Annotated in this window: 18 protein-coding genes and 2 tRNA genes; 9 read left to right on the top strand and 11 right to left on the bottom strand. The window is 60.4% G+C overall.

All coding sequences use genetic code 11. The features are described from left to right. From F8N62_RS02515 to F8N62_RS02490, 6 genes are read left to right on the top strand one after another with little or no spacing between them, the layout of a single operon-like run. Positions 1-417 carry a Zn-ribbon domain-containing OB-fold protein gene (locus tag F8N62_RS02515; RefSeq protein WP_150709474.1) on the top strand — a complete coding sequence of 139 codons (417 nt, stop codon included), beginning with the start codon at positions 1-3 and terminating at the stop codon, positions 415-417. Between the two features lie 8 nt (positions 418-425). After that, positions 426-1955 carry an AMP-binding protein gene (locus tag F8N62_RS02510; RefSeq protein WP_150709473.1) on the top strand — a complete coding sequence of 510 codons (1530 nt, stop codon included), beginning with the start codon at positions 426-428 and terminating at the stop codon, positions 1953-1955. Further along, positions 1952-3130 (top strand): thiolase C-terminal domain-containing protein, encoded by a 1179-nt coding sequence (locus tag F8N62_RS02505; protein ID WP_150709472.1) that lies wholly within the window; start codon positions 1952-1954, stop codon positions 3128-3130. Before F8N62_RS02510 ends, F8N62_RS02505 begins: the two co-directional genes overlap by 4 nt. A 2-nt stretch (positions 3131-3132) precedes the next feature. Continuing rightward, positions 3133-4197, top strand: a complete 1065-nt coding sequence (locus F8N62_RS02500) for an alcohol dehydrogenase catalytic domain-containing protein (RefSeq protein WP_150709471.1) — start codon at positions 3133-3135, stop codon at positions 4195-4197. Beyond that, positions 4194-5735, top strand: coding sequence for an acyl-CoA carboxylase subunit beta (locus F8N62_RS02495; RefSeq protein WP_150709470.1), 1542 nt, complete (start codon positions 4194-4196; stop codon positions 5733-5735). The genes F8N62_RS02500 and F8N62_RS02495 overlap by 4 nt, the downstream gene beginning before the upstream one ends. A 53-nt stretch (positions 5736-5788) precedes the next feature. Then, the gene (locus F8N62_RS02490) at positions 5789-6493 is read left to right on the top strand and encodes an NAD(P)H-dependent oxidoreductase (RefSeq protein ID WP_150709469.1); all 705 of its coding nucleotides are present in this window, start codon (positions 5789-5791) and stop codon (positions 6491-6493) included. 108 nt (positions 6494-6601) lie between these two features. On the opposite strand, the gene F8N62_RS02485 is transcribed toward F8N62_RS02490, so the two are convergent. The 6 genes from F8N62_RS02485 to F8N62_RS02460 form a co-directional block, all read right to left on the bottom strand. Continuing rightward, positions 6602-6688, bottom strand: a tRNA-Leu gene (locus F8N62_RS02485). Between the two features lie 193 nt (positions 6689-6881). After that, positions 6882-6955: transfer RNA gene (locus F8N62_RS02480), tRNA-Cys, on the bottom strand. 420 nt (positions 6956-7375) lie between these two features. Beyond that, positions 7376-8722 carry a glutamine synthetase family protein gene (locus tag F8N62_RS02475; RefSeq protein WP_150709468.1) on the bottom strand — a complete coding sequence of 449 codons (1347 nt, stop codon included), beginning with the start codon at positions 8720-8722 and terminating at the stop codon, positions 7376-7378. A gap of 23 nt (positions 8723-8745) precedes the next feature. Then, positions 8746-9300 (bottom strand): helix-turn-helix domain-containing protein, encoded by a 555-nt coding sequence (locus F8N62_RS02470; protein ID WP_150709467.1) that lies wholly within the window; start codon positions 9298-9300, stop codon positions 8746-8748. A gap of 26 nt (positions 9301-9326) precedes the next feature. After that, positions 9327-10616, bottom strand: a complete 1290-nt coding sequence (locus F8N62_RS02465; protein ID WP_150709466.1) for an NAD(P)/FAD-dependent oxidoreductase — start codon at positions 10614-10616, stop codon at positions 9327-9329. 149 nt (positions 10617-10765) lie between these two features. Continuing rightward, positions 10766-11968, bottom strand: a complete 1203-nt coding sequence (locus F8N62_RS02460; protein WP_150709465.1) for an NAD(P)/FAD-dependent oxidoreductase — start codon at positions 11966-11968, stop codon at positions 10766-10768. 266 nt (positions 11969-12234) lie between these two features. Between F8N62_RS02460 and F8N62_RS02455 the strand changes: the two genes are divergently transcribed. Further along, entirely contained in the window at positions 12235-12804 is a 570-nt protein-coding gene (locus tag F8N62_RS02455) for an RrF2 family transcriptional regulator (protein ID WP_150709464.1), read from the top strand. A gap of 3 nt (positions 12805-12807) precedes the next feature. Here the strand turns inward: F8N62_RS02455 and F8N62_RS02450 are convergent, their stop codons facing one another. After that, the gene (locus F8N62_RS02450; protein WP_150709463.1) at positions 12808-13143 is read right to left on the bottom strand and encodes a hypothetical protein; all 336 of its coding nucleotides are present in this window, start codon (positions 13141-13143) and stop codon (positions 12808-12810) included. A 9-nt stretch (positions 13144-13152) separates the two neighbouring features. Then, entirely contained in the window at positions 13153-13431 is a 279-nt protein-coding gene (locus tag F8N62_RS02445; protein ID WP_224791325.1) for a hypothetical protein, read from the bottom strand. Between the two features lie 164 nt (positions 13432-13595). On the opposite strand from F8N62_RS02445, the gene F8N62_RS02440 reads away from it, so the two are divergent. Further along, positions 13596-13865 carry a hypothetical protein gene (locus F8N62_RS02440; RefSeq protein ID WP_150709462.1) on the top strand — a complete coding sequence of 90 codons (270 nt, stop codon included), beginning with the start codon at positions 13596-13598 and terminating at the stop codon, positions 13863-13865. A 43-nt stretch (positions 13866-13908) separates the two neighbouring features. Here the strand turns inward: F8N62_RS02440 and F8N62_RS31665 are convergent, their stop codons facing one another. After that, the gene (locus tag F8N62_RS31665) at positions 13909-14112 is read right to left on the bottom strand and encodes an SPOR domain-containing protein (RefSeq protein WP_150709461.1); all 204 of its coding nucleotides are present in this window, start codon (positions 14110-14112) and stop codon (positions 13909-13911) included. Between the two features lie 206 nt (positions 14113-14318). Between F8N62_RS31665 and F8N62_RS02430 the strand changes: the two genes are divergently transcribed. Continuing rightward, a complete protein-coding gene (locus tag F8N62_RS02430) occupies positions 14319-14681 on the top strand; it encodes an NUDIX hydrolase (protein WP_150709460.1) in 363 nt (120 codons plus the stop codon). Between the two features lie 7 nt (positions 14682-14688). On the opposite strand, the gene F8N62_RS02425 is transcribed toward F8N62_RS02430, so the two are convergent. Both F8N62_RS02425 and F8N62_RS02420 read right to left on the bottom strand, forming a co-directional pair. Next, positions 14689-15387, bottom strand: a complete 699-nt coding sequence (locus tag F8N62_RS02425; protein WP_150709459.1) for an alpha/beta hydrolase — start codon at positions 15385-15387, stop codon at positions 14689-14691. Between the two features lie 39 nt (positions 15388-15426). Next, on the bottom strand, positions 15427-16200 hold the full coding sequence (locus F8N62_RS02420) for a 1,6-dihydroxycyclohexa-2,4-diene-1-carboxylate dehydrogenase (RefSeq protein ID WP_150709458.1): 774 nt from the start codon (positions 16198-16200) through the stop codon (positions 15427-15429). Positions 16201-16286 lie beyond the last annotated feature (86 nt).

Genomic DNA, 16286 nt, shown 5'->3' with positions numbered 1-16286 from the left:
ATGTCGACTCCTCTTCCTGCACGGCCCTTGCCGCAACCCACCACCGAAACGGCCGCCTATTGGGCGGCCGCCCAGGAACAACGGCTGGTGATCCAGCGTTGCACCGGCTGCGGCCACTGCCAGTTCTACCCGCGAGCGTTCTGTCTGGAGTGCCTGTGCGACGGCCTCGAGTGGATCAATGCCAGCGGTCATGGGCGCGTCTACAGCTACACGGTCTGCCGGATTGCGCCCTCGCCGGCGTTCGAAGCGCGGTTGCCCTATGTCGTTGCGCTGATCGACCTCGATGAAGGGGTGCGCACGCTGGCCAACCTCCTCGATTGCGACCTGGATCGCATCGCCATCGGCGCCCGCGTCGGCGTTTGTTTCGAGTCCGTCAGCGAGTCCTGCACGCTGCCCCAGTTCATTCTTTTGGATTAGCCGCCACCATGGAAATGATTACCGACCACTTCGATGCCGGCGCCGATCGCCACCCGGATAACATCTGCCTGCAAGGCACCGGTTTCAGCCTCACCTACGCCCAGGTTCAGGCCGATACCCATGCCATCGGCCATGCCTTGGCGCTGCTGAGACTAAGCTCCCCCCATGTCGGTGTGCTGGCGCCCAACCATCCATTGAGCTTCGTCGCCATGCTCGGCGCCTTGCGCGCAGGTGCAACCTTCGTTCCGCTCAATGCCCGTGATTCGATCGACAGCCTGATCTGGTTCATGCGCTTCACCCAGCTGTCCGTGCTGGTGCTGCACTCCCAATACGCTGAACACGCCGAGCGCATTCGCGCCGGCGTGCCGACCCTCAAAACCGTGATCGGCCTGGACGAACCCGTCGACGGGCAGAGCATCGCCCAGTGGTGCCGCGAACATGCCGGCCAGCGCTGCACCGTGCGCCAGTCCCTCGACGACACCGCGCTGATCAAGTCATCGGGTGGCACGACCGGTCGGCCGAAAGCGATCATGCAAAGCCATCGCGCCCTGCTGGCCTGCTACCGCATCAGCAACCAGTTCATGCCGCCAGCGAAAAGCCCTGCGCATTTGGTCGTGGCACCGCTGACCCATGCCGCCGGTGCGACAGCCATGGCGCTTTCGAGTTTTGGTACGCGTAACGTTATCGCGCCGTCCGCCGACCCGGGTGCCGTGCTCGAAACCATCGAGCGCGAACGCATCACGCACCTGTTCCTGCCGCCGACGCTGATCTACCGTCTGCTGTCGCACCCGGCGGCCAAAACCCGCGACTGCTCCTCACTGGAATACGTGATCTACGGCGCGGCGCCGATGTCCGTGGACAAACTGCGCGAAGGCATCGCGTTGTGGGGACCGGTGTTCGTTCAGGCCTACGGCCAATCCGAGGTGCCAGGCGTCATCACGATACTGACCCGCGAAGATCATATGCGTGACGGCAAACACCTGGGTTCCGCCGGCCGTCCGACCGGCGCTTGCGAAGTGGCGCTGATGGATGAGGAAGGACGGTTTGTCGAGTCCGGAGAGCGTGGCGAAATCGTCGCCCGTGGTGAACTGGTCGCCCCGGGTTACTACGATAACCCGCAAGCCAACGCTGAGTCGCGACGATTCGGCTGGCACCACACCGGCGACATCGGCGTGTTCGATGAAAGTGGTTATCTGTACATCGTCGATCGCACCAAGGACATGATCATCTCCGGAGGATTCAACATCTACCCGAGCGAGATCGAACAGGTGATCTGGGCGCATCCGATGGTGATGGATTGCGCCGTGGTTGGAATACCCGATCCGGACTGGGGTGAGAAAGTCATCGCCGTCATCGAACTCAAGGCGGGCGTCAGCGCGACGGCCGAAGAGTTCATCGCGGTCTGCCGGGAAAAACTCGGCAGCCTGAAAACACCCAAGCAGGTGCTGTTCTGGGAGAGCCTGCCGCGCAGTCCGGTGGGCAAGGTGTTGAAGAAAGACGTGCGGGCGCAACTTGTCGAGCAGGAGCCGCAACCATGACGCTCGACACGTCCCTTCTGCCCGGCCGTTACGCCATCGTCGGTGTCGGCGAGGCCGGTCTTGGCAAGGCGCAGCCGGGGGACACCGCGCTTTCGCTGCAATGCCGGTCCGCCCGCGATGCCTTGCTCGATGCCGAGCTGACGCGTGCCGATGTCGACGGCGTGTTCGCCCATTGGGACGACCGCGCCAACGCGCTGCTGGTGAGCGAGTATTTGGGCATCACGCCGCGGTATGTCGACAGCACGGTGGTGGGCGGGGGCTCGCCGCTTACTCATCTGATTCACGCCATGGCTGCCATTGAGGCAGGTTTGTGCTCAGTGGCGCTGGTGACGTATGGCAGTACCCAGCGCCTGGATCACAGTCGCAGCCGGGGCGGCGTGATCACCGACCCGCGCTCGCCGTCGGGGCAATTTGTGGCGCCCTACGGCGTACTTAGCCCGATCAGTTGGTACGCGATGCTCGCGCAGCAGTATCTGCATCGCTATCAGGCCAGCGAAGCAGACCTCGGCGAAGTAGCGATCAACGCACGACGCTGGGCGCAGTTGAATCCACACGCGACGTTACGCAAGCCGCTGACGATGGAGGAGTACCTGGCGTCGCCGCTGATCTCGGATCCGTTGCGCAAGGCTGACATCTGCCTGGTCAGCGACGGTGCCGGTGCGTTGATTCTCACCAAAGCCGACCGCGCACGCACCTTGGCGAAACCGCCGGTATTCATTCGCGGATTCGCCGACACCTACCTGCATCACGTCACACCGCTCGGCTCCACCGACTGGCTCGACCCTGGCGTGATCGGCGGCTGCGCCGAGCGAGCGCTACAGATGTCCGGCATCGAGCGCGAGGACTTGAGCATGGTGCAGATTTACGACGCCTTCACCATCAACGTGCTGGTGGCGCTCGAAGCCATGGGCTTGTGCGAACCCGGTCAGGCCGGGGCGTTCCTGCGCAGCGGCCGTGCAGCCCCCGGCGGCGCATTGCCGGTGAACACTTCGGGCGGTGGGTTGGCCTTCAATCACTCCGGCCAGTTCGGCATGCAACTGATGATCGAGTCGGTGCGTCAGCTACGTGGAGAGTGCGCCGAGCGTCAGGTAGCCAATGCCAGCAGTTGTCTGGTCCAGGCCAGCGGGCTGCTGATGTCGGCATTTATGACCCTGGTGTTGGCAAACGGTGATTGACGATGAATACGCAACCCACCCCCATCCGCACCATGCGGGCCTTTCGCATGTTCGACTGGCAGGACGGCGGGCGTCTATGCAAAGTGCCTGTGCCGGTTCCAGGCCACGGTGAAGTACGCCTGCGGGTCGGCGGCAATGGCCTGTGTCAGTCGGACCTGCATGCGCTGGACGATCTGTGCTGCTCGCCCCCGCACCTCGATGTGCAACTGCCGATGACCCTCGGCCATGAGATCGCCGGCTGGATCGACGCACTCGGACCGGGTGTCGATGGCTGGACAGTCGGGCAGGCCTGCGCCGTGAGCATTCCCGGTTGCGGTCATTGCCGAGCGTGCATCGCCGGCTGGAATAACTATTGCTCCACTTCGCGGCGCATCTACGGCGGCGGCTATGACGGCGGGCTCGCCGAATACGTGGTGATCCACCAGGACTGTCTGGTGGACATCGGCACGCTCGAACCCTGGAGGGCCGCACCGTTGACCGACGCTGGGCTCAGCGCCTATCACGCTGTCAAGCGCGTCGCTCACCTGCTTTCACCCGGCAGTCGCGTATTGGTCATCGGTGTCGGCGGACTGGGGCATATCGCAATCGCCGCGCTGGGCGCGATCACAGCGGCCGAAGTCATCGCCATCGACACCCGCGTCGAGGCCCTCGGGCTGGCGGTCAGCCAAGGGGTAGACCGGGTGCTGGACGCCACCGATTTGACCCCCGGGGTATTCCTCAAGCGCATCGGCCAGGTCGACGCGGTGCTGGATTTCGTCGGCAGCGGCGACACTCTGCGCCTGGCCGCCGGGGTGATTCGCCCGCTCGGGCACATCGTGGTAGTCGGGCGCGGACACGGCGCCTTCGAGTTGCGCAACGGTTCACTGCCATATGGCGCGATGATCAGTACCACGTTCGGCGGCAGCAAGGCCGAGCTGATCGAACTCATCGCGCTGGCCGCTACCGGTCGCCTACCGATTCACTTGCAACGCCACCCACTGGATGAGGTGCCGCAAGTCCTGCACAAAATGCGTCGCGGCGAAATCGTCGGACGTGCCGTCATAGTTCCCAATGAGACTCCACGATGACCTGCGAACACCCATCACCGGAACAGGAACTCCACGCTCGCCGTGCCAGCACTTTGCAAATGGGCGGCGAAGCCAGGCTTCAGGCGCGCCGCGACGCTGGCGTGCTCAATGCACGCGAACGCCTGGAAGGTCTGCTCGACCCGCAATCCTTCAGCGAAATCGGCATGCTGGCCCATTCATCCCGCCCCGAGGATCGAGACAGCACCCCCGCCGACGGCAAGATCACCGGCTTCGGCCGCATTGACGCGCGTCGGGTGGCCGTGGTGTCCAACGACATGACGGTCAAAGGCGCGTCGTCCTCGTGGATCAACGCGCGCAAGATCGCCTACATGAAGGAATGTGCCACCCGCAACGGCATGCCACTGATCTTTCTCGGCGAATCGTCGGGCCAGCGCATGCAGGACGCGATGGGCGCGGCGAGCATGGCCAGCGGTGGTCAGGATGCGCAGCAATATTGCCGGCGCCGCGAGACTCCCTGGGTCAGCGCCGTGCTCGGGCCCTGCTTCGGTTCGGCGAGCTGGTATTCCTGCCTGGCGGATTTCACGGTGATGCGCAAAGGCGCATTGCTCGCCGTCTCCAGCCCCAAGGTCACCGCCGTGGCGATCGGCGAAACGTCCGATACGGAAGAGCTGGGTGGCTGGCGCATGCACGCGCAAATCACCGGGCTGGCGGACATGGTGGTCAACAATGACCAGGAAGCGCTGGCCGCCATTCGACGCTTTCTCAGCTACCTGCCGTCGCACTCGAACGAGGCGCCACCGGTTTTGCCTTGCGAACCCGAAGACCGCCCGGACGTGTCGGGACCTGAAACCATTGTCCCTGCGCAGCGGGGCAAAACCTACGACATGCACAAATTGCTCGCCACGCTGGTTGATCGCGACAGTCTGTTCCCACTCAAGGACCGCTTCGGACGCTCGGTGGTCACCGCCCTCGCCCGTCTTGAAGGCGTGAGCATTGGCATCGTCGCTTCCAACCCGCAATTCAAGGGCGGAGCGCTGGACGCCGATGCGTGCCGCAAGGCCAGCGGTTTCATCGCAATGTGTGATTCGTTCAACATCCCGCTGGTGTTTCTGGTCGATACCCCCGGCTTCCTCGTGGGCATCGAAGGCGAGAAACGCGCTGCACCGGCCCACATCATGAACATGATCCACGCCGTACAATTGTGCTCGGTGCCGAAGCTCTCGGTCATCGTGCGCAAGAGTTTCGGACAGGCCTACCTGAATTTTGGCGGTGGCCGCAACAGCGACCAGTCGGCCGCCTGGTGCATGGCCGACGTCAGCTTCGTCGACCCCGGCGTGGCGGTCAGCGTTGTGCATGACGTCACACGCGAATCCGACCCCGAACGCTATGAGCGCTTGCACGCTGAATTTTCGAAAGACACCTCGGCCTTTGCCCTGGCCGGTGCGATGGGCGTTCACGAGGTGATCGCACCGCGCGAAACCCGGCGTTTTCTCGTCGAGGCATTGGCGGCTCAACGGCGCGCAATCGATAACGGCATCGGGCGCCATGAAATGCGTTCGTGGCCGACTTACTTTTGATTGGCGCGAGCTCACTTCACCCTGAAACAACTTCCGAACTTCAAGGAACTGTCATGAACGTTTTAATCGTGCATGCCCATCCCGAACCAAAATCCTTCACCGCCGCCTTGTGCAACCAGGCAGTCGAGACCCTGCAAGCCCAAGGGCATCAGGTGCGGGTATCCGACCTGTACAAGATGAACTGGAACCCGGTGGCCAGCGCCGAGGATTTCTCCACCCGGGAAAACCCCGAGTACCTGGTCTACGCGCTGGAGCAACGGCGCAGCAGCAAAGAACAGACACTTGCCGCCGATATCCAGCACGAACTGGACAAACTGTTGTGGGCCGACCTGCTGATTCTCAACTTCCCGATCTACTGGTTTTCGACACCGGCCATCCTCAAGGGCTGGATCGATCGCGTCCTGGTGTCCGGCCTCTGCTATGGCGGCAAGCGCTTCTACGATCAAGGCGGCCTGCGCGGCAAGAAAGCACTGGTGACGGTGACCCTGGGCGGGCGTGAACACATGTTCGGCGAAGGCGCCATTCATGGACCTTTGGAGGACATGCTACGCCCGCTGCTCCGCGGGACACTGGCCTATGTCGGGCTGGAGGTGTTGCCGCCTTTTGTCGGTTGGCATGTGCCGTACATCACTGATGAAGCTCGACAGCAATTGCTGACGGGCTACCGCCAACGACTGGAAAACCTCGGTGACGATCACCCTATTGAGTACCCTCGATTAAGTCAGTTCGATGATCGACTCTTCCCTTTGAAGGCGTAGCCGTTCGTGGCGGTCCCACCCGGTGAATGGCGATCCGTCTCAATAATTGCGACCAGAAACAAACAAGGGTTTGCATCAGCTTTCGCCCGCAAACCCTTGATTTTAAGATGGTGCCCGAAGCCGGAATCGAACCGGCACGCCCTTACGAGCGGGGGATTTTAAGTCCCATGCGTCTACCAGTTTCGCCATTCGGGCGGTAGCGCGATCAAGCATCCTGGAACTGGCACAGGAGAACTGGCCGCTCTGACGCTTGTGCAACAGAGGACGAAATATATACATCCCGTCCCGGTGAAGCAAGTTGGCAAATACCCAATTCAAGACTAAATCTTGCAGGACATCGCAAATAAAAAAGCTCCGTAAATCATCGATCTACGGAGCTGTTTTAAAGTGGAGGCCGAGGTCGGAATCGAACCGGCGTAGGTGGATTTGCAATCCACTGCATAACCATTTTGCTACTCGGCCTCAAACATCGGGTGTCATGTAGCACAACACCTGACGCGTACAAACTTGGAGAATGATTCGAGATCTAACTCCTTGAAAACATTGAGCTTTTTCAGCGGTCAGTGCTTTCGATGGCGTGAATTATGTACTGAATTCCCGGGGCTGGCAACCCCTTGATTTCAAAAAAAATTCTGTCGGACAGTTGAACTGTTTGCAGGAGGTCGCTCGCCTCTGTTCAACCGACAGGCAAAAAAAATCCCGGGCAGCTGATGGACGCCCGGGACTTAAAAATGCATAAACCGTGGTGGTGAACGCGGTGAGAATATTACGGAATATTGCTTGGTGTAACAAGATGTTTTGACTCACCATCCGGTTACTAATCGCTCTAACCCCTTATATATCCACACTATTTTTAAGGTCGTCTATCGATGAGCGGTTTATTTACAGGTACCAGCGGTACTCCCGGGCGTTGATGTCTTGCAGGAACGCCAGATGGTCCTGGCGCTTGTTTTCGCAGTAGACATGGACGAACTCGTCACCCAATCCTCTGCGTAATTCGGCATGGCTTTGCATTACTCGAACGGCTTCCAGCATCTCCGTCGGGAAGTCGACGCCACTGCTGCGATCTTCATTGAGCGGTGCAATCGGTTCACGACCGGCTTCCAGCCCTTGCTCAAGTCCCACCAGAATCGCGGCCAGTACCAGATACGGGTTGGCGTCGGCGCCGGCGAGGCGATGTTCGATACGCAGATTGTTGGCGTCCGACTCAGGCACCCGCAGGCACGCGTCCCGATCTTCGAAGCCCCAACTGGCGCGCGTTGCGACGTTCACGGTGCCGCTCAAGCGCCGTAGCGCGTTGTGGTTGGGCGCGAAGATCGGCATGCAATGTGGCAACAATTCCAGGCAACCGGCCACGGCATGGCGCAGCGGTTGCTGGTCGTTGGCCGCCAGCAGGTTGTTGCCCGCCTCGTCGTACAGGCTCACGTGCACATGCATACCGCTGCCAGGATGTTGCAAATAAGGCTTGGACATAAAACTCGCACGGTAATTGTGCTTCATGGCCACGCCGCGGGTGCTGCGGCAAAACAGAGCGGCCCAGTCGGCGGCACGCAGGCCGTCGTCGAGGTGGCCAAAGTTGATCTCGAACTGGCCAGGTCCCAGCTCGGCGGTGATCACCGTAGCGTCGATACCTTGTGCTCGTGCGGTCTGCACCATCTCATCGAGTACTGGCGAAAATCGCGACAGCCGCTCGATGTGCATGTTGGGTTGATCATCCGCATCGTCGGTCAACGGATCGCGCGCGAACTGTGGCAAGCCGTCTTGCAACTGGCGGTCGAACAGATAGAACTCCAGCTCGAAGGCCACGACCGGAAAAATCCCTTTGCGAGCGAGCCGCTCCAGCACCTGCGCCAGCACTTCCCTTGGCTCGAAGACGATCGGTTTTTCAGTGCCGCTGGAGGTGATCAGCATCTGCCCCAGTGGCTGCGTTTCCCAGTCGACGATCTTCAGCGTACCGGGCACCAACCGGCGCGGCGCATCCGGGTCACCATCGTTGAAACAATAGTCACCGATTTTGAACAGCCCGCCTTGCGTACCGAGCAACACGCAGTTTTGCGGCAACTTAAGCGCACTGCCAGCGGCAACCTTTTCCAGCATCTCGACCGGGTAGCGCTTGCCGTAGAAATGCCCCGGGATATCCAGGGAGATCAGGTCCACGTAACGCACGTCCGGGAAGCGCTGACAAAATGCGCGTACTTCAGCAACCAGATCAGAGCAGACAGCATCCATCGTTGTAGTCCTTGTTGTTTTTGTCAGGTGTAAACCCAGAGCACCCGGGTGAGCTGATCGGTGAGATTGCCGTAACGGCAATGGGTATGACTGGCGAGTTGAAAACTGTCCCCGGCATTCAAGGTGACCGGTTGATCGTCATCCAGCCAAAGTGTCAGTTGGCCTTCGAGCACGTAACCGCCCTGCTCCGAGCTGTCGTTCATGTGCCGGTCGCCGCTGCTCGCGCCGGGCTCAAGCCGGCTTTCGAGCATCGAGAACGATGCGCGCATTTTCGGCGAAACCAGGATGTCGGTGATCCCGTCGGCGTAATACAGCGTGCGGCGCTCGTCCGGCCGGGTCACCCACGGCAAGGCCATGGGTTTGGGCAGGCTGTAGAAATAGGTGGTCGGCACCCCAAGGGTTTCGCTGATGGCGGTCAGGTCCGCCACCGTCGGCCGAGACAATCCACGCTCGACTTGCGAGAGAAACCCGACGGAGCGACCAATCTTGTCCGCGAGTTCCTTGAGCGTGTATTTCTTATGTTTGCGCAGGTCCTGAATCAGTATCGCCAGCGCCGAAATCTCTTCTTGCATGTCCATCTGAACGCTTCCAGAAAATGTGCGATTCAAAGGCTGTCGCGCAACCGATACCAGGCCTTGCCGATGGCCTCCAGTGGCGCCGCCATGTATTTACCGCCGGGGAAACTGCCGTTGACCAGGCCCTGGTACAAGGCCAGCTCATCCGGCTGACCGAGTATCGCGTCGGACACGGCGCGAGCGCCCGCCAATGTCGGCAGCACGCCGTGGCCGGAGTAGCCCTGCAGCCAGTAGAGGTCGCCGCGTCGACCGATGTCCGGGGTGCGCTTGAGGGTGAGGTCAATATGCCCGCCCCAGGCGAACTCCAGTTCGACACCCTTGAGCTGAGGAAACACCCGTTGCAGAAACGGCCGGGTCGCGGCGGCAATGTCTTTCGGCATGCCCCCGAGGTAGGTGCAACCACCGCCAAACAACAGCCGGTTATCCGGAGTGCGGCGGAAATAATCGAGGACAAATTGATTGTCGGTAACGCACACGTTGCTCGGCAACAGCGCGGTTGCCTGCGCTTCGGAAAGCGGCGCGGTCGCCACCTGATAAGTACCGACCGGCAGCACACAACTCGATAGCTGCGGATCAAGTCGATCCAGATACGCGTTGCACGCCAGCACCAGCGTATCGGCTCTGACGCGTCCGCGCTCAGTGGTGACCACGTAGCGGCCGCCCTCCTCGCGATAATTCAGCGCCTTGCTGTGTTCATGGATCCTGCCGCCGGCGCGCTCGACAGCGGCGGCGAGGCCGAGCGCCAGTTTCAGAGGATTGAGGTGCCCGCCTTCCGGGTCAAACAGACCCGCTTGATAGCGCTCACTGGCGACCCACTGCGGCAACTGCTCACGCGAAATGAATTGCAAGCCATCATGCCCCCACTTGTGGCTGGCCTCGTGTTGCCATTCGGTCAACAGGCCGACCCGACGCGGCATCACCGACGTCCACAGATGCCCGGGCCGATAATCACAATCGAAAGCATGGCGGCCGGGCAATGCGCGCAATTCATGTGCGGCCCAACGCATGCCGTCCCACAACCGCCGCGCCCGTTCGTAACCCAGCGCCGCCTCGAGTGGCGGCATGTCGCACGACCAACCGAGAATGGCCTGACCGCCATTGCGCCCCGACGCCGCCCACGCCACTCGACTCGCTTCCAGCAGCGTCACGCGCTTGCCGGCCAAGGCCAGTCGCAGCGCTGTGTGCAAACCGCTGAAGCCCGCGCCGATGATCAACACGTCGGTGTCCTGCTCGCCGTCCAGCGCGGCACGATCGACCAGAAGATCCGCACAGGTGTGGGCGTAGTAGCTGGCGACGTGCTGGCTGGATTGCTGGAACATACGAGCCTCATGAAATTTTCTATTTATAATTTCATGAAAAACTACAGGCAATATTTCACAAGCGCAACCGTTGGACGGACAAAAAAAATCTTGCCAAGGAATTCTGGGCGGGATTTTTCACATCAGTTATCAAACATCGCTAGCGTGTCTCACGCGACCGGAATCATCGGATCCGCAGCGGCCAGTGCGGCTTCGCGATTGGCGGCAGGCGGGTAGATCCAGACCGTGTTGATCTGTGTCTTGAGGTTCTTGCCTTCCTGCTTGACCAGCTTGACCTGACGGTCCCAACCCTCGGTGTACACCGCGCCCCAGCTGCCAAGGTCCAGGCAGGTCACGTATTTGGGTTGACGGTACGGAGTCGGGTCCACGCCGAGGATGTGTGCAGCAACGTTGTTGCCCGCGTGACGGCCCAACGAAATAGCGTGCTGACACGTCATCAGGGCGTAGTTGCCGATGTCGTCGGACGCCGCGTAAGCGACGTCGCCAGTCGCGTAGATATCGTCCTGGCCAATGACCTTCAGGTGGCTGTCAACGTGCAGGCGACCCAAGTGATCGCGTTCGGCCGGGATCTGTTCGGTCAACGAGCTGGCACGCACGCCGGTGGTCCAGATAACGGTTTTGGCATCGATACGCTGGCCGTCGCTCAAGTCGACGCCATTTGCATCGACAGCCACCACCGAGGCCTTCAAGTGCCATTTCACGCCGGTTTCGATGCTGGCTTCTTCGATCGATTTGGCGATTTCCGCGCCCATGGAGCCGCCTATCTTGTCGCCGCGATCAACGATGATCACCTCTACATCGCTACGCTCACCTAAAATCCCATGCAGACGCGCCGTCATTTCAGTCGCCGTCTCAATGCCGGTGAAGCCACCGCCCGCCACCACAACCGTGTTGCGAGCTTTGCTTTCTGGCAGGTCGGCCAGGGATTTCAGGTGGTTTTCCAGGCGGACCGCTTCTTCAATCTGATCAACGTCAAACGCATACTCACCCACGCCGGCGGTGGCAGGAATCGCCAGACGGCTGCCGGTCGCCAGAACGAGTTTGTCGTAGCTGCACACCTGTTTGGCACCGGACGCATCGGTGTAGCCAACGCGTTTTTGCGCGACGTCGATGGTGTCCGCAGCACCTTTGATGAACTTCACGCCGACGGCATCGAACAGCTCGCCGATCGGTGCCGCCAGTTGATGCGCGTTCGGTTCATAGAAGCGCGGTCGCACGCGCAGCTCGGCCTGCGGGGCCAGGACAGTCACTTCAACGTCGTTGTGGGCATGCAGGTCGAACAGGCGCGTCGCGCTCAAAGCCGTCCACATACCACCGAAACCTGCGCCGATTACCAGAATGTGCTGTTTCATTTTTTACTCCGCGAGAAAGCCGATCAATGAATGCGTCAGAGGTCATACGCTTGGCAGCGCCAACCGAACAACTGCGACTGTATTGATCCCAGTTAAATCGCGCAATCTGTTTTTTGTGATGGCTACTATCGAAAACTGTGATCCCCCGCTTTGACGATCTGTCCAATGCGATAAGGCTTTGCAGGCGCAAGTGAGCGCCGACAGGAGTCGTTGCCCGCCTGACGTTCAGCTGATAATATTTGCGACAACATTAGTCGGAGATTCAGATGTCTCTTTACAGCGCGGGCGTTGAGTACGGCATTCATTGCCTGATTTTTCTGGTGGGCAACAGCGGCGACACCCGCGAGGCGAGCGTGCGCGACCTTGCGGAGCTGCAAGGCGTACCGCTGGACTATCTGGCGAAAATCTTCACCAAACTGGCGAAGGCCAAACTGGTGGTGGCCACCGAGGGCGTGCGTGGCGGCTTCAAGCTGGCCCGGCCGTCCGACGAAATCAGTGTGCTCGACATCGTCAACGCCATCGACGGGCAGAAGCTGATCTTTGATTGTCGCGAAATTCGCGGGCGCTGCGCCTTGTTCGAAGGTTCCGCCCCGGACTGGGCGCTGTCCGGCCACTGCTCGGTGCATACCGTGATGATGACCGCGCAGAAACGTATGGAAGAGGCCCTCGCCCAGCAGACCATTCTTGATCTGGCGAGGAAAGTCGGAAGAAAAGCGCCCGCCGGGTTCAACGGGCAAGTCGACGACTGGATCAACGAACGCCGCGAAAGGAAAAGCGGCGCCAGCACGCCCGTCGCTGCAGATCAGATCATTGCGGTGACCGAAGTCACCGACTGACCCTCACAAACAGTCGCGTACAGCCTGACGCAACGCTCCGGACTTGGCCCAGGGCGGGCCCTGATACAGCGACACCCGGCTGCCGTCCTTTGATTTCACGATATCGAGAATCTCGTCGGCGGTGATAATGCTGGGCGCTGTAATCCGGTAGCCATTGGAAATCCCGACTTGCGCAGAGCCGGAGACGACTTGCTGCCACGCCGGCAATACGCAAGCGGCATACTCTTTTGGCGGTTTTTCGCTGTACTTGCTGACATTCGGCTCACCTGGCACCAGCGAAGCCGGCAATGAGCACCCCGCCAACAACGCTGTTACGACTCCCGCAATCAACGTCCGCATGACGCTTCCTTATCCCAAAAAAAGGAAATGTAGCGCGTCGTCATGCAGACATCCATTCGATAAAGCAATGCAGGTGTTGGGACTGCTGTCGCCCGGCCCTGGATAGGATCGTTCGTTGAGGTAAGTCATCCATCGCTCATAAGCTTCGTGCTGCCATTGCGTGACCCGCTCCCACTCCGGGCCGTTCAGTTGATGAGCAGAAATCAGCTTCATCATTTCCGTGGTGGCCGCGTCCAGGTCGACGATCAGCTCATGCGCGTGGAATCTGAAATCATCGGTCGTCGTCATTTGAAATAGCCTCGCCCTGGCGGAAATTCGCCACTTCAGTACGACACCAAATCGGCCCGCTAGCCTGCATCTTCCCGACCAAAGGCTGTCCGGACGAACACAACGCCCTGTCCGTGAAAATCGAACTAGAATTTCTAAGCGCAGGTGTTCAGGAGTTTTTCATCATGTGGCTAAACGAATCTGAAAACGAACTGCGACGCGACCTGCAAAGCGTTGCGTCAGATCTGAGATGGTCGGCGGTGGAATTGTTGCGTCTGGCGGACCAGTTGAAACAGGCTGGCAATGACGCAGACGCGCAGGCCGTGATGAGATTGTGCAATCTGTTCCAGGGCGATGAGCAGCGGCTGGCGGGCTATGCCGAAGAAGTGAAAGCCAAGGTGATCAGTCGAAACAAGCCTTCCGACCACGCCGGCGGGGTGGATGGCGGCGGTTAGTCGCCGTCATGCAAAGCCCCGGCTGACCGGGGCTTGATGCGCACTATTGATCCGCTTTCTGGCCAGCGGCCGGTCTGTTTGTCCGGGACTTGTAACCAGGCAAGGACGCCGCAAAGGCCAATGCCTCTTCCCGGCTGCCAAAGGATCCCAGCCGGTCGCCCTGGGTGCACACCCGCCAGGGGCCATTGTTTACGCTAAGCACTTCATAACCGTTCATGTGCATCTTATTCAGCATCGGAACGCTCATAAGCTACCTCCATTTCGGTATTGGGTTCAGGACTCACCAGCCTACCTTACACCCGCCCTTTGCAAAGAGGCCGACCAGACGTCGGCGTCAAGTTGCACTTTCGGACCCTGTGACACCTCCAACACCACAGGCCCCGACAAATCCGCTCCCGGCCCGTATATTGCATTTTTATTACCGTTTTATGACAACGGGCAATCAGGTAACACATGAAAGTACGCGCAACCGTCATCTGCGAGCAGGACCGGCACATTCTTCTGGTTCGCAAACTTAAGTGTCGGTGGTCGTTGCCCGGCGGAAAAGTCGAACGCGGCGAAACCATTGCCGGGGCGGCCATACGCGAGCTGTTTGAAGAAACCGGGCTGGGCGTCGACGGTTTGCTGTACCTGATGGAGCTGGAATCCGGCGGCACCCGCCACCACGTCTACGAGGCATCCGTGCTGAACTCGGCTGAGGCGCGGCCGCAAAATGAAATCTTCGATTGCCTGTGGTACCCGCTGGATGCGGTGCAAAACCTCAACACCAGCGACGCCACGCTGCGCATTGTCAGAGCGTTTCAGCGTCGCCTGTGAGATGGGGTCAGGCTTTGGCCACTGCCGTCGCAGCCTTGTCGATAAACGCCGCCACTTCGACCGGCATCGAGGCAAGGGACGCGTGACTGGCTTTCAACGTCAGAATCTCTTTGGCATTGAGCCGCCCTGCCATCCACTGCTGATTGTGTGGCGCGATCATCCGGTCGTCGGACGAAACCTGATACCACGACGGTTTGTTTTTCCACGCCACGGTGCTGATCGTGTCGCTAAACGTGCTGGCCAACGGAGCTTTTTGAGTGATGCCCATGACCAGCCCTTCGGTCTCGGCCAGGTCCTGGCAAAAGCTTTCGTGGTAAAGCTCCGGTTTGACCCATAAATAGCCGTCACTGTCAGGCGCCAGGTTCGCCGCCGCTGCGGGTGGATGCTGTTGAGTGATACTGCCGGGACTTTCACCGGCATCCGGCGCGAAGGCGGCGATGTACACCAACCCTGCAACATTCGGTTGATCACCGGCCTCGGTGATGACCGCGCCGCCATAGGAATGCCCCACCAGCAACACCGGCCCTGCCACCTGCGCGATCATTTTGCGGGTGCGTTCGACGTCATCGGCCAACGAAGTGAGCGGCATCTCGACCGCGCGGATGTCGGTGTAGCCCTTGCTCAGCAGCTCGGCAATTACCTTGCTCCAATGGGCGGCACCGCCCCAAAAACCATGAACCAGAACGATCGCGGGTTTGTCACTCATGTCGGTAACTCCGTTGGAGGGGGGCGTCAGCAAACGATGTCAGCCCTGATCGCCGCCGCCCACCGGCATGATCATGCCGGTGATGTAGGACGCTTCGTCGCTGGCCAGAAACAGAATAGCTGCTGCCTGTTCATCCAGCGTGCCGTAGCGTTTCATCAGACTGCTGTCGAGTGTCTGATCGACGATCTGCTGATACCACACCTTCTCGTCGGCGCTCTGTTCTGCGCTGTTGCGCGGAATGACCCTTGGCGGCGCTTCCGTGCCGCCGGGTGCTGTCGCATTGACCCGTACGCCACGACCGGCGGTCTCGAACGCGAGGCAGGCGGTGAGTGCATTGACCCCGCCCTTCGCCGCGCCGTAGGGCACGCGATTGATGCTGCGGGTGGCGATGGACGACACGTTGACGATCGCACCGCTGCCCTGCTCCAGCATGAACGGCAGGGCGGCATGGCAACACCAAAGCGTCGGGAACAGCGAGCGGCGCACTTCGGCTTCGATCTGCGGCGCCTCGTAGTGTTCGAAAGGCTTGGCCCAGATCGTCCCGCCGACATTGTTGATGAGGATGTCCAGACGCCCGAAACGCTCGACCGCGGCGTGCATCACGCGGCTGCATTCGTCGTACTGCTCGAGGTCGGCTGTCAGTGCGAGCACCTGGCTGCCCTGCCCCAGTTGCTGTTGGACTTCAAAGACCAGCTCGGAGCGATCGACCAGAATCAAGTGCGCCCCTTGCGCCGCCATTTGTTCGGCGACTCGCCGACCGATGCCTTGCGCGGCACCGGTGATCAACGCGACTTTTTCGTGAAATCTGTTCATGTGTACCTCGTGACGTAACGCTTGCCCGTAGGAGCGAGCTTGCTCGCGATGATCTCCAGAGCGCCGCGTTAATCCAGAACGCCCGT

This window comes from Pseudomonas fluorescens (assembly GCF_902497785.1).
GTDB classification, from domain to species: Bacteria; Pseudomonadota; Gammaproteobacteria; order Pseudomonadales; family Pseudomonadaceae; genus Aquipseudomonas; species Aquipseudomonas fluorescens_BO.
This window is presented reverse-complemented; position numbering and strand designations above follow the sequence as displayed.